Below are 21,080 nucleotides of genomic sequence, written 5' to 3' on the forward strand. Positions count from 1 at the left end.
GTCCGGATCACCCGGACTTCTTCGCCGCTTCCACCAGCGCACGGATCGCCCAGCGCCGGACCTTCTGGGCCTCCGCGTCGTCGAGTTGAAGCACATCCTTGAAGACGACCATCGCCTCGGTGCCGATGACGAGCGCGAGCGCGCGGCTGAGATTCCTGAAAGCCGCGGGCTTGAATTGATCCCGAGCCGGCTCGAGCGCCGCCTCGATCAGCGGCGTGCGGCGGTTCTGCCGCGCCGGCAGTCCGTCCGGCTCGCCCCGCACCGCGCTTTCCACCGAACGCGCCAGCAGCAACCGCAGCGCCGCCTCGTTGGCGCGGATCATGCCGTGAAGCGCGCCGTCGACACGCTCCAGTCGCTGAACCGGGTCGTGCGCCGGCGCATCGCGAAGCACATCGGAGGGCTCCGGCACCGCCACATCGAGCGAAGCCTCGTGATGCAGCGCATCGACATTGGGGAAGTAACGGTACGCGGTCGCGCGCGACACCGCGGCCTCTTCGGCGATCTCCTCCAGGCTGGGCTTGCGCCCCTGCTTCATGAGGCGCGCCGCGGCCTGGAGCAAGTCCTTGCGGGTGCGGCGTCGCTGGTTGGGACGGCCGACCGTTTCGGTGTCGCTCATCAGAGAACCTCCGCGCTACGCGCTGCGGTGCGAGCGCCTTCGGGCGGCCGTGCGTCGCTCATCAGACAACCTCCGCGCTACGCGCTGCGGTGCGAGCGCCTTCGGGCGGCCGTGCGTCGCTCATTGAGGCAGCTGGCGAATGATCGCCGCAAGGTCGAGCCACACGTTCTCGCGCCGGATGTCGCCGGCATCGGTGAACTCGACGACATGCAGCAGTCGGAATTCGAGTGGACGGTCGCGGCCTTCGAGGCCGAAGGGACGACCCGGCGCCCTGCCCCGCCACATCGATTCGTCGACCATGAAGTTGTCGCCGTAGAGGCGGCGGGTGCATTCGACGCTGCTGTCGGACAGGTCGTTGAAGAGCGCCTCGTAGAACGGACGGGCCCCCGCATGGCCGCGCGTCGGCCCTGTGGGCGCGCCGACGATGTCGTGTTCCACGTCAGGCGACAGGGTGGCGAGCACGCCCTCGACGTCGTCCCGGGCCTCGAAACCGAAGTGCTCGTCCATCTTGCGATCCATCTGCGCGCGCGTGAGTGCCATGGCGGTTCTCCTGTGGGTTGTTGAGTTTGCCGCCAACTCTAATGAGACAAAAATCTCATTACAAGAAAACAATCTTGATTCGCGAATCCGGTCTCATTGCGAAAATCTATGCTTCCCGTCGCCGAGCTGCTTGCGCCGGTACTCGCCCTGCCGCGCGAACATCCAGCCGGGGTATTCGGCCGGAAGCTGGCTTGCCGCGCCGAGCCTTTCGAGTTCGGCTGCGCTCAACGCGACCTTGGTCGCAGCGATGTTGTCGGCAAGCTGGTCGGGCCGCTTCGCGCCGATGATCACGCTCGTCACCTGCGGTTGATGGAGCAGCCACGCGAGCGCGATCTGCGCGACCGACACGCCATGCGCCTCGGCAATCGGGCGCATCGCATCGATGCAGTCAAACGCGCGATCCTTGTTCACTGGCGGGAAGTCGAAGGTCGTTCGGCGGCTGCCCTGCTCCGCCTGCTGCTCGCGTCCGTACTTGCCGCTGAGCAGGCCGCCCGCCAGCGGGCTCCACACCATCAGGCCGACGCCTTCGCTCGCGAGCATTGGCACCAGTTCGCGCTCGAGATCGCGGCCCGCGATCGTGTAGTAGGCCTGCAGCGATTCGAAGCGCGAGAGGCCGAACCGCTCGGCCACGCCCAGCGCCTTCACGATCTGCCACGCGGCCCAGTTGGAAACGCCCACGTAGCGCACATGGCCCTGTCGCACGAGCTGATCGAGCGCACGCACGGTCTCCTCGATCGGCGTGGCCGGGTCGAATCCGTGGATCTGGTAGAGGTCGATGTGGTCGAGCTGCAAGCGCGCGAGGCTCGCCTTCACGCCGTCCATGATGTGCCCGCGCGAAGCGCCGCGCGCGTTCGGGCCGGACCCCATCTCGCTGAAGACCTTGGTCGCCACGATCACGTTCTCGCGCGGCACCTTGAGGTTCTTCAATGCCTGCCCGGTGATCTGCTCCGACAGGCCGCCCGAATAGACGTCGGCGGTGTCGATGAAATTGATGCCGGCATCGAGCGCCGATCCGACCAGCCGCTCGGCATCCGCCTGCTGCAGGTCGCCGATCTGGGACCAGATGCCCTCGCCGCCGCCGAAAGTCATGGTGCCCAGGCAAAGCTCGGACACGAAGAGGCCGGTGCGGCCCAGTGGTAGGTAACGCATGGAAAGGATCTCCTTGAAGCGAATCCCCCAGCATAGGCGGGCGCACGGAATCCTGCAGGCTGCGCGACCGCATCCTTTCGGGCGGCTGGATCGTCATGGAGATGTCACATGCAACCATCCGGCGCCGCGGAGAAAGGAATCCCCATGAAGCGCATGATCCGATACCGCCTCAAGGCCGACTGCGTGGCTGAGAACGAGCGTCTCGCCGCCGCCGTGTACGAGGAGCTTCGCCGCGTCAGGCCCGCCGGCCTGCGCTACGCCACCTTCCGGCTCGACGATGGGGTGAGCTTCGTCCATCTCGTGTCCTACGAGGAGAACACTGCGACCGATACCCTGACCTCGCTCGCCTCGTTCAAGGCCTTCACGGCAGGCGTGCGCGATCGCTGCGAAGATCCGCCGGTCACGACCGAATTGAAGGAGATCGGCTCCTATGGCTTCTTCGACCGATGAACCGGATTCGATCATCGCGGCGCTCGAAGAGGGCCGCCGGCGGTTCCTGGCGCTGGTCGGCGACATCCGGCCGGAGCTGCATCGCTACTGCACCCGGATGACCGGCTCGGTCGCCGACGGCGAGGACGTGGTGCAGGACACGCTCGCGCGCGCCTACTACCAGCTGCCCGAGCTCAAGGAGCTGCCGCCGCTGCGGCCCTGGCTCTTCCGCATCGCGCACAACCGCGCCATCGACCACATTCGGCATGAAGCGCATCGGGTTTCGGAGCCGATCGACCTCGCGCTGGATGTGGCCGATCGCGAAGACCACGCACCCGACCAGGCACTCGCACGCAGCCAGGCAGTGCATGCTGCCCTCTCCTGCTTCCTTCAGCTCGCGCCCGCGCAGCGCGGCTGCGTGATCCTCAAGGACGTGCTCGACCACTCGCTGGAGGAGATCGCCGACGAACTCCAGCTGAGCGTGCAGGCGGTCAAGGCCGCGCTGCACCGCGGCCGGCAGCTCCTGCGCGCGCTGCCTCCATCCGCAACCGAAACACGACCTCCACAGAAGCCGGTCTCGCCGGAATTGGCGCGCTACGCGACGCTCTTCAACGCGCGCGACTGGGACGGCGTGCGCGCGATGCTGGCGGACGACGTGCGTCTCGATCTGGTCTCACGGCGCAAGGCTGCGGGGCGGCGCGAGGTCAGCCTCTATTTCGGCAACTACGGGCGCGTGAGCGACTGGCATCTGGTGCCGGCCCACCTCGACGGCCACGAGGTGCTGGCGGTGATGCGCGAACCCGCGGCGGCGCGGCCCGGCTACTTCGTCGAGCTCCAATGGCGCGATGGCCTGCTGATCGCCATCCGCGACTATCGCTACGTGCCTTACATCGCGCGGGAGGCGGCGTTGGTCCTGGCGCGCTGAACTGCGTGCGCGCAGTCGCGGTCGGCGCCGGTCAGCGGACTGCCACGCCCCAGGGCAGCTTGCCGACAGGCACGTCCGCGACCTTGGTGTTCGTGCCCGTATCGATGACCGACACGCTGCCCGAGCGACCGCACGCCACATAGAGCTTGCCGCCGTCCGGCGTGAGCGCCATGTTCCAGGGCCGCTGCCCCACCGGGATGGTCGCGACGACCGTGTCGGTGGCTGTGTCGATCACCGACACACTGGCGTCGCCGCCGTTCGACACGAAGACGCGCTTGCCGTTCGGGTGCACCGCAATGCCGTTGCTTCGCAGGCCGGCGCTGATCCTCTTCAGCACGCCGAACGTGATGGCGTCGATGACGAAGACCTCGTTCGAATTCTCCGCAGCGACGTAGGCGCGCCGCCCGTCTGGCGAGAAGCCGATGCCGCGGGGCCGTGCACCCACGGGCACCTGCGCGACCTGCTGGCGTTTCTGCACGTCGATGATGTCGACCGCGCCCCCGTCTTCCGCACTGACGAACAAGATCTTGCCGTCCGGCGAGAAGACGGCGTGCTCGGGGTTCTTGCCACGCACCTTGACGACGAAAGCCTTGCGGTTGTCGCGCGTGTCGACGAAGGCCACGTCGTTCGACTCCTCCACCGCCGCCGCGACCCAGCGGCCGTCCGGCGAGATGCCGACCCCCTCTGGTGATTCGCCCAGATCGATGCTGCCGGTCATGCGCCGGCCGGCAAGGTCGATCAGCACCAGCCGGTTGTTCGGCTGGTCGCTCACGTAGGCGGTGCGCCCGTCCGCGCTGATGGCCGTGCCGCGCGGCTTCTTGCCCGCGGCGATGTCGGCGACCACCTTGTCGGTGGCCGTGTCGATCACGCTCAGCGTGCCCGATCCCTCGTTGGGCACATAGGCGAACGGAGCGGCCGCAGCCAGAAGCGGTGCGGCGAAAACCCAGGCGAGCCACGGGTGCCATGAGAGAAACCTGAACGTCATGCGACCTCCTCCCTTGAATAAGCGGACGCTAGTTCAGCATACGCGCGAAGACGCCATCGCGGTCCAGCACCGCATGCTTGAGCGCCGCGAGCACGTGTCCCGCGATGAGCGCGCTGAACACCAGGGCCGTCGTCACATGCACGCCGTTGAAGAACGCATACACCGAAGGCAGCGGCGGCCCCCACGGCGGCCATGCGATGCCAAAGAAGGTGATGCCGAATCGGCTGAAGTTCGACGCGATGTAGCCCGACAGCGGCATCACCGCCATGCAGACGTAGAGCGCCGCGTGCACCGCTCGCGCGGCCCGGCGCTCGGCCTCCCCCATCGTGGCAGGCCAGGGAGGCGGCGCATGCAAAAGCCGCCAGCACAGGCGCGCGGCGATCAGCAGGCCCAGCACGATCCCGAACGACTTGTGCAGGTTGACCACGCCGGATCGCGCCGGCGTGGCGCGCGGCGCGATCTCGTCCAGAAGGAAGCCGAAGGCAATCTGACCAAGCAGCGCCACACCCAGCAGCCAATGCAGCCAAACGGCGGTGCGCGTGTAGCGCACGGAGGCCGGCACCTGCGGACTCTTGATCGATATTGATGATATACCGTGCGTTTGAATTGACATTCCTCAGCATCTCAGAGACCCGTCAGGAAGTGCCCGAGGTTCTCGATGTCCTGCGCGCTCAGCGTGTTCGCCACGCTGGTCATGTTGCCGGCATCGTTGGTGCGCCTCCTGGCCTTGAAATCGCTGAGCTGCTTGATGATGTAGTCGTAGTTCTGCCCCGCCACGCGCGGAATCTCGTTCTGCCCGGCGAAGCCGCCGAGGTGGCACATGGTGCAGAGCGTCTCTTCGGCCTTGAGCTTGCCGAGCTTCACCTTGTCGGGATTGGGAAGGAACTTCTGGCGGGGCGGCTTCTGCGTCGAGAAGTAGCTGGCGAGCTCATGCATGTCGTCCCGGGTCATGGCGGTGTGCGACATGACCTCGTTGGTCCGTCGCCCTTCCTGGAAGTCGCGCAACTGCAGATAGATGTAGCGCGAGGACTGCCCCGCAATGATCGGGTAGACCGGCATGATCGGCTGCCCATCGGCCCCATGGCATGCCGCGCATGCCGCCGCCTTCGCGGGCACCGCCGGTTGCTGCGCCGCCGATTGCTGCGCCCAGGCCAGACCGCTCGCGAAGACCATCCACCCCCCGAACACCAGCGCCCTTCCACAACCGATGGCACCCGCGGAACCGGCTTCGCCGGCCCGCCGGGTGCGCCCCCTCGAGGGGGTGTCCGAGTCACACGAAGTGGACAAGGCTGGGGGTGCTCTCATCACAACGCGAATACGACCACGGAGTTGCCGCGCTTGAAATCGAGCTGCGTGTTGCCACCCGCTGCCACGGCGATGTACTGCTTGCCATTCACGGTGTACGACACCGCCGGTGCATTCACGCCTGCGCCGCACTGATACTCCCAGAGCTTCTTGCCGGTCTTCGCGTCGAAGGCGCGGAAGAGGCCGTTTCCTTCGCCGTTGAAGACCAGGTTGCCGCCCGTCGCGAGCACGCCGCCGATGAGGGGCTCTGCCGTGTCGAACTTCCACGCCAGCTTGCCGGTGTCGAGGTTCACCGCGGCGAGCCGCCCCCATTGCTTCTCGGAAGGGATCACCTTGAACGCGCCGCCGAGCCACAGCTTGCTCCCGCCGGGGTATTTGGCTTCCTCGACGTGATAGGTCATCGGCTGATGCAGGTTGGCCGCGTAGGCGATGCGCAGGTTCGGGTTGATCGCCATCGGGCTCCACTCGACGCCGCCGTTGGCACCGGGCAGCATGCGCGCGCCGTCCTTGGTCGGCAGCACCCACATGTTCTCCTGCGGCACCATCGCTTCGCTGTAGCGAATCAGCTCGCCGGTGGCGCGGTCGTGCACATAGACGTGCCCGGTCTTGCCGCCATGGATCGCGACCTTGCGCACCTTGCCGTCCTTGCCCTTCGCCTCCGTCAGGATCACGGGCGATGCCGCGTCGAGATCCCACACGTCGTGCGGCACGTACTGGTAGTGCCACTTGTAGGCACCGGAGTTGAGATCGATCGCCACGATCGAGTCGGTATAGAGGTTGTCCCCGGGCCGCTCGGCGCCATAGAGGTCAGGACTCGGGTTGCCCACCACGAAGATCACCGAGTTGGTTTCCTTGTCGATCGCGGGCGCCATCCACACGCCGCCGCCCAGCGTCTTGTAGAAATCGCCGCCCGCCTTCTCGAACTGAGCCTTCTCGGCCGCGATGTCCCGGAGCATGTTGCGCTGTGTCGCGTCGTTCTGCGCCCACACGCCCTCGTGTCCCTTCTCGGGGATGGTGTTGAATGTCCACAGCAGCTTGCCGTCGTTTGCGTCGAAGGCTTTCACGAAACCGCGCACGCCGTACTCGCCGCCGTTGGTGCCGATGAGTACCTTGCCGTCCACCGCCACGGGCGCCATGGTCTCCGAGTAGCCTTGCTCGGGATCCGCGATCTGCGAGGACCAGAGCAGCTTGCCCGTCTTCGCATCGAGGGCGATCAGCCTGGAATCGAGCGTGCCCATGTAGAGCTTGTCGCCCATGACCGCGACACCGCGGTTGTTCGGGCCGCAGCAGAAGGTCGTGACCGGCCCCATCTTGTGCTTGTAGTGCCAGAACTCCTTGCCCGTAACCGCGTCGACCGCATAGACATGGTTGTACGAGGTGGAGAGGAACATCACGCCGTCGACCACGATCGGCGCGGTTTCCATCGACTCGACCACTTCGGTCTGGAAGGTGAAGACGGGGCGCAGCTTCGAGACATTGGCCGTATTGATCTGCTTCGCCGGATAGAACCGGGTCTGCGCATAGCTCATGTTCGAGTGCAGGAAGTTGTTCGCATCCTTGTCGGCGGCGTCGAGCTTCTGCTGCGGCACCGAGATCGTCTTGGGCACCGGCGAGCCGGTCGTGCCCTGATTCGGCACTTCACCCTGACCGAAGGCACCGAGGGAAACGAGGCCGAGCACAGGCCCGGCAACGAGCGTACGGCGCAGGAGGTGATGCGGGAACCTGGTCTTCTTCATCGCGGGTCTCCTCAGGCTTGTTGTAAGCCTCTCTTGCCACCGCGGCGACCCGGGAACCGGCGTCGCAAGGCGCATGCGGGGCGACGGTGGTTGCGCGCCCGCGACAGGCTGAAACCGCTCTGAAGATGGCGGTCCTGCCTCGCCTCGCTTGCAAGCGTAGCCACATTCAGGTCCACTGAATAGTGGATTCTTTCGGTGCACCGCAGCATTCGACGACTGGAGAATCGGCCATGAATCGATCCGCCTCACTGCTCCGCCACGGACTGCATTCGCTGATGCCCTGGGCCTTCGCGATCGCGCTCTGCGCATCGCCCGGCGATGCCGCCGCGCAGGCCGAGTCCGACCCCAGTCCCCATGCCCAACTCCTCGTCGCGGCCCGCCAAGGCAAGGTCGAGCGCGTCAAGGAACTGCTCGCCAACGGCGCTTCGGTCAACGCCCGCAACCCCGTGGGCAAGACACCCCTCTTCATCGCCTGCGAGAAAGGCAACACCGCGCTCGGCATGGTGCTGATCGATGCCAAGGCCGACGTCAATCTCGCATCGACCGCCCAAGTCACGCCATTGATGGCCGCCAGCTACAGCGGCGAAGCCGAACTCGTGAAGCGCCTGCTCGCCGCCGGCGCGCGCACCGATCCGGTGGACCGCATGAACAAGTCAGCGCCGGTGTACGCAGCCGCCCAGGGCAACACGGCCGCGCTCGATGCGCTGCTCGGCGCGGGCGTCGACGTGAATGCAACCTACGAGCACAACCTCACACTCCTGATGTGGGCCGCCGGGCAAGGGCACGCGGACACGGTGCGCCTGCTGCTCACGCGCGGCGCGAAGGCCGACATGCGCGACGATCGCGGCCTGACTGCCTTCGACATTGCGCGCGGTGCCGGGCAGAGCGAGGCGGTGCAGGCGGCCGGGCTGCACTAGCATCACGGCCTCGACGCTTTCGCTCCCGACAGCCAGCCCCTATGGCGGAAAAAATTTCGACTCCCTCAACCCCCGACTACTGCATCCGCCCTTGGCAGGACGAGGACGTCGTCTCCCTGACGCACCACGCCGACAACCGAAAGATCTGGCGCAATCTGACGGACCTGTTCCCGCATCCCTATACCGAGGCCGATGCGGCACGATGGATCGCGACAGCACGGGACGCAAGCCCCAGCATTCATCTCGCGAAGCATCGGTATTCGAGTGGAATCCGGCCTCGATGCGGGTGCTCGAGAAGGTGGGCTTCACACGCGAAGGCGTGCTCCGGCGCAGCGTTTTCAAGGATGGCCGGCGGATCGACAGCGTGATGTACGCGATGCTCCGGGGCGATCGTGCAGGCTGATTGACCCCTTCGGCGCCGAGCCGCAACTGCGTCGCCCTGGCCGGCTACGGCGCCTCGGAAGGGGCCTTCTCCCCATCCGGCTTCGAGCCCTTCTTGCGCGCAGCGCGGGCATCCTTCTTCGCCTGCCGCTCCGCATCCAGCCGCTGCCCTTCCGCAAGCCATTGCGCGAACTCCTCGGGCGTCTCGAGCGTGATGCGACCCATGTTGCCGCTTCGGAACTCAAGCATCACGATCTCGGCGGCCTTCTGCGTGTTGACCTTGCCCTTGCCCAGCAGCGCGCCGCGCTTGCGGCCGATCGCGTCGAGCACCTCGTCGTCGGTGAGCCCCGCGATCGGTTCGATCTTGAAGCGCGCCTCGACCAGCGCCGCGTAGTGCTGCTTCAGGTACGAAAGCAGCTCCAGCGCCACCAGCTCCTCGTCGAAGGCATTGCGTCCGACCGCGCCGCTGGCGGCGAGGTTGTAGCCGCTCTTGGCGACGATGATGCGCGGCCACAGCATGCCGGGCGTGTCCCACAGGTAGAAGTCGTCGGCCAGCACGATGCGCTGTTCGAGCTTGGTGATGCCGGCCTCGTCGCCGGTCTTGGCCTTGCGCGTGCCGGTCAGCGTATTGATGAGCGTCGACTTGCCGACGTTGGGGATCCCGCAGATCAGAACGCGCATCGGCTTGGCCATGCCGCCGCGATTCGGCGCGAGCGCGTGGCAAGCATCGATGAGCTGGCGCGCCGGCGCGGTCTGGCTCGCGTCGAGGCCGATGGCGCGCGTGGCGGGCTGGGCGTTGTAGTGCGCGAGCCAGGCTTCCGTTTGCGCCGGATCGGCGAGGTCCTGCTTGTTGAGCAGCTTCAGGCCCGGCTTGTGTCCGGTGAGGTCGGCCAGCATCGGGTTCGCGCTGGAGCCGGGCAACCGCGCATCGAGCAGCTCGATGACGACGTCGATGTCCTTGATGCGCTCGACGATGGCTTTCTTGGTCAGGTGCATGTGACCGGGGAACCACTGGATGGCCATCGCGAATGTCTTTCTCTCTTGTCGGTGAACGGACCGCGGATTGTCGCGCGCCCGGTCAGGCCCTGAGCGCAGACCGGTAGCGCCGGCTGCACGGGATGCGGGTGCCGTCGCGCATGTGCAGCCGGGCCTCGCCGCCGTCCAGCGGCTCGATCTCCGCGATGCGGTCGAGGTTGGCCGCGTAGCTCCGGTGCACGCGCACGAAGCGCGCCGGGTCGAGTTGGGTGAGGAAGTCGGTCAGCGTGGCGCGCAACAGGTAGTCGTGGCCGTTGACGCGCAGGCCGACGTAGTTGCCCTGCGCCTGCAGCCAGTCGATATCGGCGGCCGCGATGAGGAATTCGCGGCGCAGCTTGCGCACGAGGAAGCGGTCGGGCCGCTGGGACGGCGAGCCGGGCGCGTCGGGCGACGGCCCGGCGGCCGGCCCGGGCTCCGGCGCGCCTTCGGGCGCATCGAGCACCCGCGCCTCGCCCTGCAGCCGCAGCACGAAGACCCGGTAACTCCACAGCGCAATGAGGATCAGCACATAGGTCCGCGCGTCCTTCAGGTACTCGTAGGGCCACTTCGAAAGCCAGTCGCCGAAGTCGTAGCGGCTGCCGGCCCAGAGATAGACAAGCTGCCGCAGGCCGACCATCAGCGCCACGTGGAGCAGGCTGAACGCGACGCTGCCCAGCACATGCCAGCCAAGGTTGCGCCGCCAGGCACCCCGCCTGAGCGGAAAGCGCCGCTCGAAGGCGACCACTGCCGGCACCAGGGCCAGCAGCGCGAGGTGGCTGGTCAGCTCCCAGGCCACCGGCTGCCAGGTGGCGATGTCGCGGCCGGACTGGCGCACGTCGATCACCGCGATCACGGTGCTGATCGCCGCCTGTACGGCCATGACCACCACCCAGAAGCCACCTTCGGCCCATCGCCGGTAGGGCTGGTAGCGCTCGAAGAGGTTCTGCCCGGATTCAGTCATCGCCCGGATTCTCACGAATCCGGCTGCGTGGCGGCCCATTTCGTCCCTCCGGGCCGCCGCTCGTCACAAAGCGGCCGCGGGTCGTCCCCTCGATCCGCCCCTGTCCGGTGCGCGCTCGCACCATCCGGTCCAACCAAGGAGCGATCCCATGACCACCGAACGGCGACACGACATCGACGCACTGCGGGCGCTGGCCTTCGCATTGCTCATCCTCTACCACGTGGGCATGTACTACGTGGCCGGCTGGCCCTGGCACATCAAGAGCCCGCACGCGGCGGAATGGCTGCGGTGGCCGATGGTGGTCGTCAATGTCTGGCGGATGGACCTGGTGTTCCTGATCTCGGGCGTCGCCTTCGGCTTCCTGAGCCGCGGCCGCGGACCGATGTCGCTGATCGGCCATCGCACCGTCCGGCTTTTGCTGCCGCTCGTCTTCGGGATGGCCGTTGTCGTGCCCTACCAGGCCTACGCCCAAGGCGTTGCGAACGGATTGGTGGCGCCGGGCTTCGCAGCCTTCATGCTGCGCTACCTGTCGGGCGGGCCGTGGCCGAAGGGCGCCTTCGACGGGTCGGACTTTCCGATGACCTGGAACCATCTCTGGTACCTGGCCTACCTCTTCGTCTACACGGCGATCCTGGCCTTGCTGCTGCCGGTGCTGCGCTCTGCGGCCGGCCGTCGGCTGCGCTCGGCGTTCCTGCGCCTTCGCGGCTGGCGACTGATCGCGGTGCCGACGGTGCCGCTGCTGCTGTTCACGCTCTGGCTGTCCCCGTGCTTCCCGGCGACGCACGACATGGTCCATGACTGGTACCTGCACGCGCTGTACTTCACCGTGTTCCTCTACGGGTACTGGATGGGCGTCCACGAAGACATCTGGCGCGAACTGGAGCGGCTGCGCCGTCCGGCGCTGGCGCTCGCGGCGGCGTGCATCGCCATCTATCTCTCGCTCCGCTTCTTCGCCTTCGGTGCGACTGCAGCCGCCTGGATCGCCCATGCCCTGCGCGCCGCGTACCTCTGGACGGCCATCATGGCGATCCTCGGATTCGCGCACCGCCACCTCAATCGGCCCTGGCCCTGGCTGCGCTGGGCCAATGAGTCGGTCTATCCGTGGCACATGCTGCACCAGACGCTGATCATTGCGGCGGCCGTCGCACTGGCGCCGCTTCGGCTGGGGCCGGTGCTCGAACCCGCCGCCATCGTCGGCCTGACGGCTGGCGGGTGCTGGGTGCTGACCGATGCGTTGATCCGGCGCCTGCGCTGGCTGCGCCCGCTCTTCGGGCTGCCGCGCCGAACGCCGCCGCGGGCATCGCGGAATGGAAGCACCGCCATTGTGGGCATTTGAACCCCGGCGCCGCAACACGCATGCTAGAGGCCTGCCCACCGGCAGCGAAAGGCGCACACCATGCAGATCCAGGTCAACACGAGCAACGGCGTCGAAAACAAGGAAAAACTGGAACGATGGGCCGACGGCCAGCTACGGCAGGACCTCAGCCGCTTCATCGATACGGTGACGCGCGTAGAAGTCCATCTCAGCGACGAGAACCACACCAAGGGCGGCGCCATGGACAAGCGCTGCGTCATGGAAGCCCGGCTTGTCCACCATGAGCCCCTGGCCGTGACCCAGCACGCTGCGAGCCTCGACGAGGCCTTCCGCGGCGCGTCGGACAAGCTCAGGCGATCGCTCGACAGCGCGCTCGGCCGGCTCTACAACCATCGCGACCGCGATTCGATCCGAACGAGTGCCGAAGAGATGGGCGACGAGGGGAATGCCCCTTGAGCCTCGCCAGGCACGCGCCGCGCGGTGCATTCCGCGCGTCGGCGGCGCTGACATGCCTGCTGCTGGGCTGCGGCCTGGCAGGCGGCGCGTCCGCGGGCAGCATCAGGGGCAAGGTGATGTTCGCAGGCACCGCGCCCGCCGCCGCGAAGGTCCCGGTGACCATCGACCAATACCTCTGCGGCAACGAGAAGCCCGCGGACGACCTGCAGATTTCGTCCGCGCGCGAGATCCGGAACGCGGTCGTGTGGATCGAGAACGCGCCGGCCGAAGCCGCGCCCGCGGCCATGCAGAAGGTGGAGGTGGACCAGAAGGGCTGCAGCTTCGTGCCGCGCGTCGTCGTGGTGCCGGCGGGCGGCACGGTCGATTTCCTCAACAGCGACCGGCTGCTCCACAACATCCACGCGACGCCGAAGACCAACGTGTCGTTCAACCGCACCCAGCCGATGGGCCGCACGATCCCGATCACCTTCGCGCAGCCGGAGATCGTCCGCATCAACTGCGACCTGCATTCGTGGATGACCGCGTGGGTGGTGGTCGCGGCGCACCGCTTCTATGCGGTCACCGGGCCGGACGGCGGCTTCTCCTTCGACGATCTGCCGCCGGGACAGTACAGACTGCAGGTCTGGCACGAGCGGCTCGGCACCGTGCCGGCGAGCGTCACTGTGGGCGAACGACAGCCGGCGCAGGTCAGCGTCGAGATGAAGACGCGCTGAAGCGCTGCGACATCGCGCGAACAGGCTCAAGGAACGACGGTGATCTTCTTCGACGCCTCCCAGGCGGCTGAATGCGTCGGCTCGACGATCGCGCGGAGCAAGCCGCCCTCGTCCAGCGCCACGGTGAAGGTCACCGTCGGCGCCGAATACACGGGATGCAGGTAGGTGCGCGCGATCTCCACCGAGTCCTTGTACAGCGCGATGTAGCGCACGAAGTGCTCCTGCAGCGACGGATGCATCGATTCCGCCCCGACGCTGACGGTCACCGTGAACCACGCGCCGCGCTTCACGCTGTCCGGCGCGGTGATCTTCGGCGTGTGCTTGCCGTCGAAGCCCTTGTGCAGTTCGCGGAACTCGGGCGTGAACTGCTGGGCTTGGTCTTCCTCGGCGTGGGCGGCGACCACCATGCCGAGGCCCATGGCAACGGCCACCGCCGCCACCAGGGACGGACGAAGGCTGGAAATCCCGCGGAACCGGCTTGGCCGGGCCGCTGGGATTGCCCCCTGGAAGGGGGTGCAGAGCCACACGAAGTGGGCGAGGCTGGGGGTGTTCATAGGTCCGGAAGGAACTGCTTGACCATCTTCAACAGTTCGCTCGGGCTGTAGGGCTTGGCGATATAGCTCGAAGCCCCCGCCTGCATGGCCTTGTCGCGATCGCCGCTCAGCGCATACGAGGTGATGACGATCACCGGGATGTGACGCGTGTCGGCCTCGGTGGTCAGCAGCTTCGTCGCATCGAGACCCGACATCTTCGGCAGCTGCACGTCCATCAGGATCAGGTCCGGCAGCTCGGTGCGCGCGAGCGCCACACCGGTCTCGCCATCGGCTGCCTCGTACAGCTTGCAGGCCGACCGGCTGAGCAGTTGCCGGACGATCTTGCGGTTGTAGGCGTTGTCCTCGACGTAGAGGATCTTGCGTTCGCTCATTTGGCGACCTCCGTGCTTTGCACTGCGGTGCGAGCCCCCTTCGGAACGGCCGGGCGGGGGCTCATTGCGATACTCCGCCCGCGTGCAGGGGCACGGAAAACCGGAAGGTCGAGCCCTTCCCCAGTTCGCTCTCGACCCAGATGCGGCCGCCGAGGCGTTCCACGAACTTCTTCGAAATGCTCAGGCCGAGCCCGGTTCCGCCGAACTCGCGCGTGATGGTGGTGTCCACCTGCCGGAACTCGGTGAAGATGTTGTCGAGCTCTTCCTCCGCGATGCCGATGCCTGTGTCGGAAACGCTGTAGATGAGCTCGTCGCCCACGAGCGCCACCGCGATGTCCACCCGGCCCTTGCGCGTGAACTTCAGCGCATTGCCCGCGAGATTGGTGAGGCACTGGGTGAGCCGGCCGCTGTCGCCGTAGGCCGTGGGCAGGTCGTCCGGCACGTGCGCGTCGAACACCAGCCCCTTCTCGGCGGCGATCGATCGCAATGCGGTTCGCACCGTATGGACCACGTCGCTGACAACGTATTCCTCGAGTGCGAGCTCCATGCGCCCGGCTTCGATCTTCGAGAGATCGAGCACATCGTTGATGAGGCGCAGCAGGTTGCGTCCGTTCACCTGGATGTCCGCCAGCGGCTCCTTCAGCTCGAAGGGCACGTCGCCGTAGATGCCGTCCATCATCATCTCGCTGAACCCGAGGATCGCGTTCATCGGGGTGCGCAGTTCGTGGCTCATGTTCGCGAGGAACTCCGACTTGGCCTTGCTCGCGCTGGACAACTGCTCGTTGAGATCGACGAGCTCCGCGGCAGCCTGCCGCTGCGACTGGTCGAAGCGTTGCAGTTGCTGGCTCACGTGATTCATCCGGTCGGCGAGCGCGCCGAACTCGTCACGGTTGGGCACCGAGATTTTGCGCCCGAAGTTGCCGGCCGCGACATCGTCCAGGAACACGTGCGCGGCGCGCACCGGCAGGATGAAGGACCACGAAATCACGAACCCGCACAACCATGCGAGCAGGACCGCGGTCACCGCGAAGGCCGAGGTCAGGATCAGCGAGCGGCGGTTCGCCGCGCTCACGCTCTCGCGCAGACGGGCCATGCGGTCCTGCTCCGCTTCCACGAGCTGGCCCATGTAGAGCGCAATCTGCTCGTCGAGCCGCTCCTGCCGCTGGAGAAGATCGGACGTGATGCGCTCCAGGTTGCCGTCGCGGATCGCATTCGCGATGTCGGCGACCACGCCCATGGCGTCGTCCTGCGAGGCGCGGATGCGGTCGATCAGGCCCTTCTGCCCCGAACCGGTCGCCGTGTCGAGCTTGGCCAGCGATTCATTGAAGCGGTTGTTTTCCCGCAGGATGCGTTCGATCGCGGCCTCGTCCTTCGAGAGCATCGCGAGCGCGGTGAAGTGCATCTGCCGGTCCAGCGCATGCTGGCTCTGCTGCGACCAGTTGACCCGCTCGTGCGCCTCGTCGAGCAGACGGCTCTGTTCGGTGGTGTTGACCAGCATCATCAGGCTGGCCACCGCCATCGCGATGAACAGCAGCGTGATGATCAGGAAAGCGAACAGCAGCTTGGTGTGCACCGAGGCGCGAACACCCGCCACCCTTTGCACCAGCCCGGAGAAGGGTGAGCGCTTCAATACCCGCGTGACAAGCTGCTCGAGTTGGATGCCGGGCTCCCTCAATCGGTCGAAGGCCCCTCCCTGCGCAGCGGATAGTCGGCGACATCCCGGCCAGCGTCAAGATTGCGCCGGCCGTGCCACCGAGGGCGCGGTGTCAGCCCCCGCGCGCGTTCGCCATCGCCTTGCCGACTTCGTTGCTGCCCTGCGCAGCGCCGCTTTGCGGGACGATCTCGCCGTTGCGGTCCGTCACTTCGGCGAGACGCTCGGCGAGCTGCTCGGGCGCATCGGCGCCGAAGCCGATCCACGCACCCTGGGTGAGCGTGATGTGCGCAGCCTCGAAGACGCCGGCGCCTGCGCAAAGGATCTGGCGGGTGGGCGCGTCCTGCGCCGCGAGCACCAGCATCGCCGGCACCACCGCTTCGGGCTTGAGCGCATCGAGCACTTCCTGCGGCATCAGGTCCTCGGTCATGCGCGTGGCCGCGGTCGGCGCCAGGCAGTTCACGCGGATGTCGTTCTTCGCACCTTCGAGGCTCAGGGTCTGCATCAGGCCCACCAGCGCGAGCTTGGCGGCGCCGTAGTTGCTCTGGCCGAAGTTGCCGTACAGGCCCGAGGACGACGTCGTCATCACGATGCGGCCGTACTTCTGCTCGTTCATGATCGGCCAGACGGCCTTCGTGCAATGCACCGCGCCCATGAGGTGGACGTCCATTACCAGTCGGAAATCGGCGAGATCCATCTTGGCGAAGCTCTTGTCGCGCAGGATGCCGGCGTTGTTCACCAGGATGTCGATGCGACCCCAGGCGTCGAGCGCCTGGCGCACCATCGCCTGCACCGCCTCGAAGTCGGTCACCGAGGCGCCATTGGCGATCGCCTCGCCGCCCGCGGCCTTGATCTCGTCGACCACGGCCTGCGCTGCACTCGTGGAGCCGCCGGAACCATCGCGCGCACCGCCGAGGTCGTTGACCAGAACCTTGGCACCGCGCGCCGCGAGGGCCAGCGCGTGCTGGCGGCCCAGACCATTGCCCGCGCCGGTGACGATGGCGACGCGGCCCTTGAAATCGAGATTGCTCATGCTGGAAATGCTTTCGGAGGAAATCGTTGACGCCGTGCGTTTTACCCCAGAAAGCGGATGCCCCGGCCCGGTGACATCCCCGGCTCAGTCGTGTGCGTGACTCAGCCGCTCGCAGTAGTCCAGCAGCAGTTCGATCTCGGCCGACTTGTCGAAGAACGCGTCGGCACCCAGCGCCTTGGAGCGGGCGCGCATGTCGGGCGTGGCGTAGTTGCTCAAGACCACCACTTTCTGGTCTGCGCGCCGCTGCCGGCAGGCGTCGATCACGCCGAGCCCGTTGCCCTGGTCCAGGAACAGATCGACGATCGCCACGTCCCAGGCGTCCCGGTGCTTCTTGAGCCACCTGACCGCCTCGTCCTCGCCGCTCGCGTGGGCGACCACCACCGCGTCGGCGATGTCCTCGAGAAACCCTGTCAGGTTCTCGCGGATGACGGGGTTGTCTTCGACCAGATAGGTCTTGAAGGGCATGGCGTGCATGGGCAATCGTTCTGGAGGGTGGCGGTTTGACCGCCTTGATCCCCATCTTCGCTCCCGCTCACCTCGCCCGGGTGGGCCTTGGCGGCCAATTCGGGTAGGCAGGAACCTACCCACACATGACGGCAGCGCCGCTCAGAGCGCCGCGCTCTGGCTCACGGGCCCGGCCGCGAGTTCCGGCCAATGGTTCTTGAAGCCGAGTCGGGCAGGCGACACGTACTGTTCGCGGTAGATCTCGAACGGCATGGTGTCGCTGGCCTCGATGCGCTTCTGCTCGTCCAGCGATTCGCGCGTGAGGCGCTCGAATCCGGCACGCTGTTCGGCGGAGAACGGCAGAGCCAGCAGGGTTTCGCGCGTCTGCGCCGACTGGGCGCGCACGAAGCTCACGAACGAATCGTTGTGCGACGCCTTCATCGCCGCCAGCACGCGGGCGGACGGCAGGCTCGACGGGTCCTTCAGCGCGGCGGCGGCCGCCTGGACCGCCTCGGCGTGCTTGGAACCACCGTGTGCCGCATCGAGCGCGTCGGCGACCGGCACGAACTCCTGAAGCAGCTCGGCGCCCCATTCGGTGAGCAGTACCGGCTGGCCGGCGCGGCGCAGTTGCAGACCGGGCTCGCGGCCGCGCGCGGCGGCGAGGTGCTGGTTGTGCGCGAGATCGGCGATCTCCTCGCGCGTATCCGGCGGGCTGTCGATCAGCAGGCAGTGGAGCAGGAACACATCGAGGAAGCGCATCGTCTGCGCATTGATGCCGACCGGCTCGAACGGATCGAGGTCCATGAGACGCACTTCGACGTACTCCACGCCACGCTCGCGGAGAGCGTGCAGCGGACGCTCGCCCGGGTAGATCACGCGCTTGGGGCGGATCGTGCCGTAGAACTCGTTCTCGATCTGCAGCAGCGTGGTGGCGAGCTGGTTGTAGTCGCCGCCGAGGTTGCGGATGCCGATGGCCTCGTAGGCAGGCCAGGGGCGAGTCAGGGCGTCCTGCAGCGACGCGGCATAGCCGTCGAGGCTGTTGTAGCTCACCGCGAGCGATGCCTGCGCCTCGCTCTGGTAGCCCAGGCGGCCCATGCGCAGCGACGTGCCGTGGGGCATGTGCATGCTGCCTTCGCCGAGCGGCAGCAGCTCGTGCGGCCGGCCGTCGACGAAGCTCGAACACAAGGCCGGCGAAGCGCCGAACAGGTACAGCAGCAGGAACGCGTGGCGCCGGAAGTTGCGGATCAGCGCGAAGTACTGTTCGCTCGACACTTCCGGCAGCGACCAGTTGTAGTGGATGCCCGAGATGGTCTGCATGCGCCGGCCGTAGCGATGGCTCAGGCCCATGCGGTAGACGCTCTTGGCACGGCCCACGTTGGACGAGCCGTAGCGCCCGATCGGGATGGTTTCGTCGGTGGGCAGGCCACAGGGCATGCTCGACACCCAGAGGCGCTCGTCGCCGGCTTCGTCCAGCACGTGATAGGTGAACTGGTGGATCTGCACCAGCTCCTGGAGCACGGCTTCGACGTCCTTGTGCGCGCCGGTGATCAGCTCGACCTGCGACTCGCTGAAATCGGTGGTGATGTGCGGATGGGTCAACGCCGACCCCAAGGCGCCGGGATGCGGCGTCAGCGCGAGCTTGCCGTCCGGCTGGGCACGCAGGCTTTCCTTCTCGACCCCCCGCCGCACGCCCCTCAGCCGCGCAGCCGAGAGCGCTTCAATGCGCTCCTTCAAATTATTCATATGGATATAACCCATCTTTTTTCGTGGGGCTGGAAGGTAGCACGCCAAAAAGACTGTTGCTGGCCGAGGACCGTTGTCCCCGGTGCCGGCGGCTCATTCCGCCGGCAACCCACATGAATGGATGGCCCAATGCTAGGGCGTGTTCACCCTAGGCGAGCACCTTCAGCAGGTAGCGGTTGAGTTCGGCGATTTCCTCCATGCAGACGGAATGTTCCATGGGGTAGTCATGCCATTCGACCTGGTAGCCCAGGGCCGCCAGCGCATCGCGGCTCTGGGCGGCGCGGGCGATCGTGATCACGCCGTCGCGCGTGCCGTGGGCCTGGAAGATCGGCGTCGCCTGGTTGGCGGGATGGCGCTCGGCGGCCACCGTATGCGCCACCGGCAGATAACCCGAGAGGCCCACGATGCCCGCGAGCCGCTCCGGATGGCGCAGCGCGGTCATGAATGTCATCGCGCAGCCCTGTGAAAAGCCGGCGATCACGATGCGATTGGCCGGAATGCCGCGCGCCTTTTCATTGGCGATCAGCGCCTCGATGGCGGCCTGCGAGCGCCGCAGCCCCGCCTCGTCTTCCGGGTTGCCCGGACCGAGGATGTCGTACCACGCCGGCATGCGGTAGCCGCCGTTGATGGTGACCGGCATCACCGGCGCGTTGGGGAACACGAAGCGCACCGGGCCCACCGGCGAAAGGTCGAGTTCGTTGGCGATCGGCACGAAGTCGTTGCCGTCGGCGCCGAGGCCGTGCATGAGGATGATGGCGGCCTTCGGATTTGGGCCGGTTTCGATTTCGATCGGTGGGAGTGACATGGCCCCGACGTTACCCTAGAACGGCGCGCCGGCACGCTGTACACACTCCACGAACTGCTGCGCGGCCGGCGTGAGCTTATGGCCCCGGCGCTTGATGACGCACATGCTGAGCGTCGGCAGCGCTTCCTCGACCTCGATGCGGCGCACGCCGTAGCGCTTGAAGGCGACGTCGACCAGCGGCTCGACGAACAGTCCGACCAGGTCCATTTCACCGACCAGCCCCAACGCCACGGTGACCGAATTGCCGAAGACGATGCGCGCCGGCGGCGCAAGCCCGATCGGAGAAAAGATCGGGATGACCGATTCACGCGCCAGTTCGCCGTCGCCCGGCAGGATCCACTCCGCCCCGTGCAGCTGCATCAGCGAGCGGCAGTGACGCAGCGGATGGCCCACCCGCAGACCGACCGCCAGATGCACCGGAAACAGTTCGATGCCTTCGAATTCCGCATCGAGCGTCTGCCGCGCCACATGCGCGACCGCGAAATCCAGGCTGCCGTCGCGCATGCGCATCAGCATCCATGGCAGCACCGCCTCCGAGAAATGAACGTCGACAGCGGGCATGCGCGCATGAAACTCCTTGAACGCCGCCGGAAGCACCGTGAGCGCGGCCGAGGTGCTGACCGCCACCGCGATCCTGCCGGTCGCGCCATCGCGGATCTGCGCGATCTCCTCGCGCGCCCGCCGCATGTCCGCCAGCAGCAGGCGCGCGCGGGGCGCGAAAGCGTGCCCGTAGGCGGTGAGCTGCACGCCCTTGACGCTTCGCTCGACCAGTGGCGCGCCAAGCGCACGCTCCAGCTCGCGCACGATTTTCGTGACCGCCGGCTGCGAGACGCCCAGCACACGCGCAGCGCCACGGATGCTCAGTTGCTCGGCGACCGCGACGAAGGCCTGGAGCTGATTGATCTTCATGAAAACCAGAAGTTATCGTTTGATCTCAATTATTGTCTTTTCATGATCAAGACGTTTCCCTAGCATCCCGGCGCGACAACCCGATTACCAACAGCAATCCCACTCCCATGACCCAGCTCTCAGGCCGC

General features: G+C 66.8%; 24 protein-coding genes. 7 read left to right on the top strand and 17 right to left on the bottom strand.

Annotated elements, in window-relative coordinates:
- Nucleotides 1-7: 7 nt before the first annotated feature.
- The 3 genes from BLW05_RS04295 to BLW05_RS04305 all read right to left on the bottom strand — a co-directional run bounded on the left by BLW05_RS04295 (nt 8) and on the right by BLW05_RS04305 (nt 2,305).
- The gene (locus BLW05_RS04295) at nt 8-616 is read right to left on the bottom strand and encodes a TetR/AcrR family transcriptional regulator (RefSeq protein WP_093160041.1); all 609 of its coding nucleotides are present in this window, start codon (nt 614-616) and stop codon (nt 8-10) included.
- Between the two features lie 120 nt (nt 617-736).
- On the bottom strand, nt 737-1,156 hold the full coding sequence (locus BLW05_RS04300) for an ester cyclase (RefSeq protein WP_093160043.1): 420 nt from the start codon (nt 1,154-1,156) through the stop codon (nt 737-739).
- A 93-nt stretch (nt 1,157-1,249) separates the two neighbouring features.
- Nucleotides 1,250-2,305, bottom strand: coding sequence for an aldo/keto reductase (locus BLW05_RS04305; RefSeq protein ID WP_093160046.1), 1,056 nt, complete (start codon nt 2,303-2,305; stop codon nt 1,250-1,252).
- A 144-nt stretch (nt 2,306-2,449) separates the two neighbouring features.
- Here BLW05_RS04305 and BLW05_RS04310 point away from each other — a divergent pair, with 144 nt between their 5' ends.
- Nucleotides 2,450-2,755 carry a hypothetical protein gene (locus tag BLW05_RS04310; protein WP_093160048.1) on the top strand — a complete coding sequence of 102 codons (306 nt, stop codon included), beginning with the start codon at nt 2,450-2,452 and terminating at the stop codon, nt 2,753-2,755.
- Nucleotides 2,736-3,659 (top strand): RNA polymerase sigma factor, encoded by a 924-nt coding sequence (locus tag BLW05_RS04315; protein ID WP_093160051.1) that lies wholly within the window; start codon nt 2,736-2,738, stop codon nt 3,657-3,659. Before BLW05_RS04310 ends, BLW05_RS04315 begins: the two co-directional genes overlap by 20 nt.
- Nucleotides 3,660-3,690: 31 nt before the next feature.
- Here the strand turns inward: BLW05_RS04315 and BLW05_RS04320 are convergent, their stop codons facing one another.
- The 4 genes from BLW05_RS04320 to BLW05_RS04335 all read right to left on the bottom strand — a co-directional run bounded on the left by BLW05_RS04320 (nt 3,691) and on the right by BLW05_RS04335 (nt 7,685).
- A complete protein-coding gene (locus BLW05_RS04320; protein WP_093160053.1) occupies nt 3,691-4,644 on the bottom strand; it encodes a beta-propeller fold lactonase family protein in 954 nt (317 codons plus the stop codon).
- Nucleotides 4,645-4,672: 28 nt separating this feature from the next.
- The gene (locus tag BLW05_RS04325; RefSeq protein WP_093160056.1) at nt 4,673-5,257 is read right to left on the bottom strand and encodes a cytochrome b; all 585 of its coding nucleotides are present in this window, start codon (nt 5,255-5,257) and stop codon (nt 4,673-4,675) included.
- Between the two features lie 11 nt (nt 5,258-5,268).
- Nucleotides 5,269-5,832, bottom strand: a complete 564-nt coding sequence (locus tag BLW05_RS04330; RefSeq protein ID WP_256330018.1) for a c-type cytochrome — start codon at nt 5,830-5,832, stop codon at nt 5,269-5,271.
- Nucleotides 5,833-5,948: 116 nt separating this feature from the next.
- A complete protein-coding gene (locus tag BLW05_RS04335) occupies nt 5,949-7,685 on the bottom strand; it encodes a pyrroloquinoline quinone-dependent dehydrogenase (protein ID WP_093160061.1) in 1,737 nt (578 codons plus the stop codon).
- 230 nt (nt 7,686-7,915) lie between these two features.
- Between BLW05_RS04335 and BLW05_RS04340 the strand changes: the two genes are divergently transcribed.
- Entirely contained in the window at nt 7,916-8,602 is a 687-nt protein-coding gene (locus BLW05_RS04340) for an ankyrin repeat domain-containing protein (protein ID WP_093160064.1), read from the top strand.
- A gap of 202 nt (nt 8,603-8,804) precedes the next feature.
- On the top strand, nt 8,805-9,005 hold the full coding sequence (locus tag BLW05_RS36270; RefSeq protein WP_218135138.1) for a GNAT family N-acetyltransferase: 201 nt from the start codon (nt 8,805-8,807) through the stop codon (nt 9,003-9,005).
- Nucleotides 9,006-9,049: 44 nt separating this feature from the next.
- Here BLW05_RS36270 and ylqF read toward each other — a convergent pair whose 3' ends face one another.
- Both ylqF and BLW05_RS04355 read right to left on the bottom strand, forming a co-directional pair.
- Nucleotides 9,050-10,006: a ribosome biogenesis GTPase YlqF gene (gene ylqF, locus BLW05_RS04350; RefSeq protein WP_093160066.1), complete on the bottom strand. Its 957-nt coding sequence runs from the start codon at nt 10,004-10,006 to the stop codon at nt 9,050-9,052.
- 55 nt (nt 10,007-10,061) lie between these two features.
- On the bottom strand, nt 10,062-10,958 hold the full coding sequence (locus tag BLW05_RS04355) for a LytTR family DNA-binding domain-containing protein (protein WP_093160497.1): 897 nt from the start codon (nt 10,956-10,958) through the stop codon (nt 10,062-10,064).
- A gap of 148 nt (nt 10,959-11,106) precedes the next feature.
- On the opposite strand from BLW05_RS04355, the gene BLW05_RS04360 reads away from it, so the two are divergent.
- The 3 genes from BLW05_RS04360 to BLW05_RS04370 are packed head-to-tail and all read left to right on the top strand — an operon-like array spanning nt 11,107 to nt 13,442.
- Nucleotides 11,107-12,294: an acyltransferase family protein gene (locus tag BLW05_RS04360; RefSeq protein WP_093160069.1), complete on the top strand. Its 1,188-nt coding sequence runs from the start codon at nt 11,107-11,109 to the stop codon at nt 12,292-12,294.
- 60 nt (nt 12,295-12,354) lie between these two features.
- Nucleotides 12,355-12,729, top strand: a complete 375-nt coding sequence (locus BLW05_RS04365; RefSeq protein ID WP_093160071.1) for an HPF/RaiA family ribosome-associated protein — start codon at nt 12,355-12,357, stop codon at nt 12,727-12,729.
- Entirely contained in the window at nt 12,726-13,442 is a 717-nt protein-coding gene (locus BLW05_RS04370) for a carboxypeptidase regulatory-like domain-containing protein (protein ID WP_093160074.1), read from the top strand. Before BLW05_RS04365 ends, BLW05_RS04370 begins: the two co-directional genes overlap by 4 nt.
- A 26-nt stretch (nt 13,443-13,468) precedes the next feature.
- Here the strand turns inward: BLW05_RS04370 and BLW05_RS04375 are convergent, their stop codons facing one another.
- The 8 genes from BLW05_RS04375 to BLW05_RS04410 form a co-directional block, all read right to left on the bottom strand.
- Nucleotides 13,469-13,996, bottom strand: a complete 528-nt coding sequence (locus tag BLW05_RS04375) for a desulfoferrodoxin family protein (protein ID WP_093160076.1) — start codon at nt 13,994-13,996, stop codon at nt 13,469-13,471.
- Complete coding sequence (locus BLW05_RS04380) at nt 13,993-14,367, bottom strand: response regulator (protein ID WP_093160079.1); 375 nt, start codon at nt 14,365-14,367, stop codon at nt 13,993-13,995. The genes BLW05_RS04375 and BLW05_RS04380 overlap by 4 nt, the downstream gene beginning before the upstream one ends.
- Nucleotides 14,368-14,428: 61 nt before the next feature.
- Nucleotides 14,429-15,997 (bottom strand): sensor histidine kinase, encoded by a 1,569-nt coding sequence (locus BLW05_RS04385; RefSeq protein ID WP_143044768.1) that lies wholly within the window; start codon nt 15,995-15,997, stop codon nt 14,429-14,431.
- 136 nt (nt 15,998-16,133) lie between these two features.
- The gene (locus BLW05_RS04390; protein WP_093160084.1) at nt 16,134-17,051 is read right to left on the bottom strand and encodes an SDR family oxidoreductase; all 918 of its coding nucleotides are present in this window, start codon (nt 17,049-17,051) and stop codon (nt 16,134-16,136) included.
- Nucleotides 17,052-17,135: 84 nt separating this feature from the next.
- Nucleotides 17,136-17,516 carry a response regulator gene (locus BLW05_RS04395; RefSeq protein ID WP_093160500.1) on the bottom strand — a complete coding sequence of 127 codons (381 nt, stop codon included), beginning with the start codon at nt 17,514-17,516 and terminating at the stop codon, nt 17,136-17,138.
- Nucleotides 17,517-17,657: 141 nt separating this feature from the next.
- Nucleotides 17,658-19,238, bottom strand: a complete 1,581-nt coding sequence (gshA, locus tag BLW05_RS04400) for a glutamate--cysteine ligase (protein WP_256330020.1) — start codon at nt 19,236-19,238, stop codon at nt 17,658-17,660.
- A 148-nt stretch (nt 19,239-19,386) separates the two neighbouring features.
- Nucleotides 19,387-20,043, bottom strand: a complete 657-nt coding sequence (locus BLW05_RS04405) for an alpha/beta hydrolase (RefSeq protein WP_093160089.1) — start codon at nt 20,041-20,043, stop codon at nt 19,387-19,389.
- Between the two features lie 15 nt (nt 20,044-20,058).
- A complete protein-coding gene (locus tag BLW05_RS04410; RefSeq protein ID WP_093160092.1) occupies nt 20,059-20,952 on the bottom strand; it encodes a LysR substrate-binding domain-containing protein in 894 nt (297 codons plus the stop codon).
- Between the last annotated feature and the right edge of the window lie 128 nt (nt 20,953-21,080).

This window comes from Variovorax sp. YR216, assembly GCF_900107745.1.
GTDB lineage: Bacteria > Pseudomonadota > Gammaproteobacteria > Burkholderiales > Burkholderiaceae_C > Variovorax.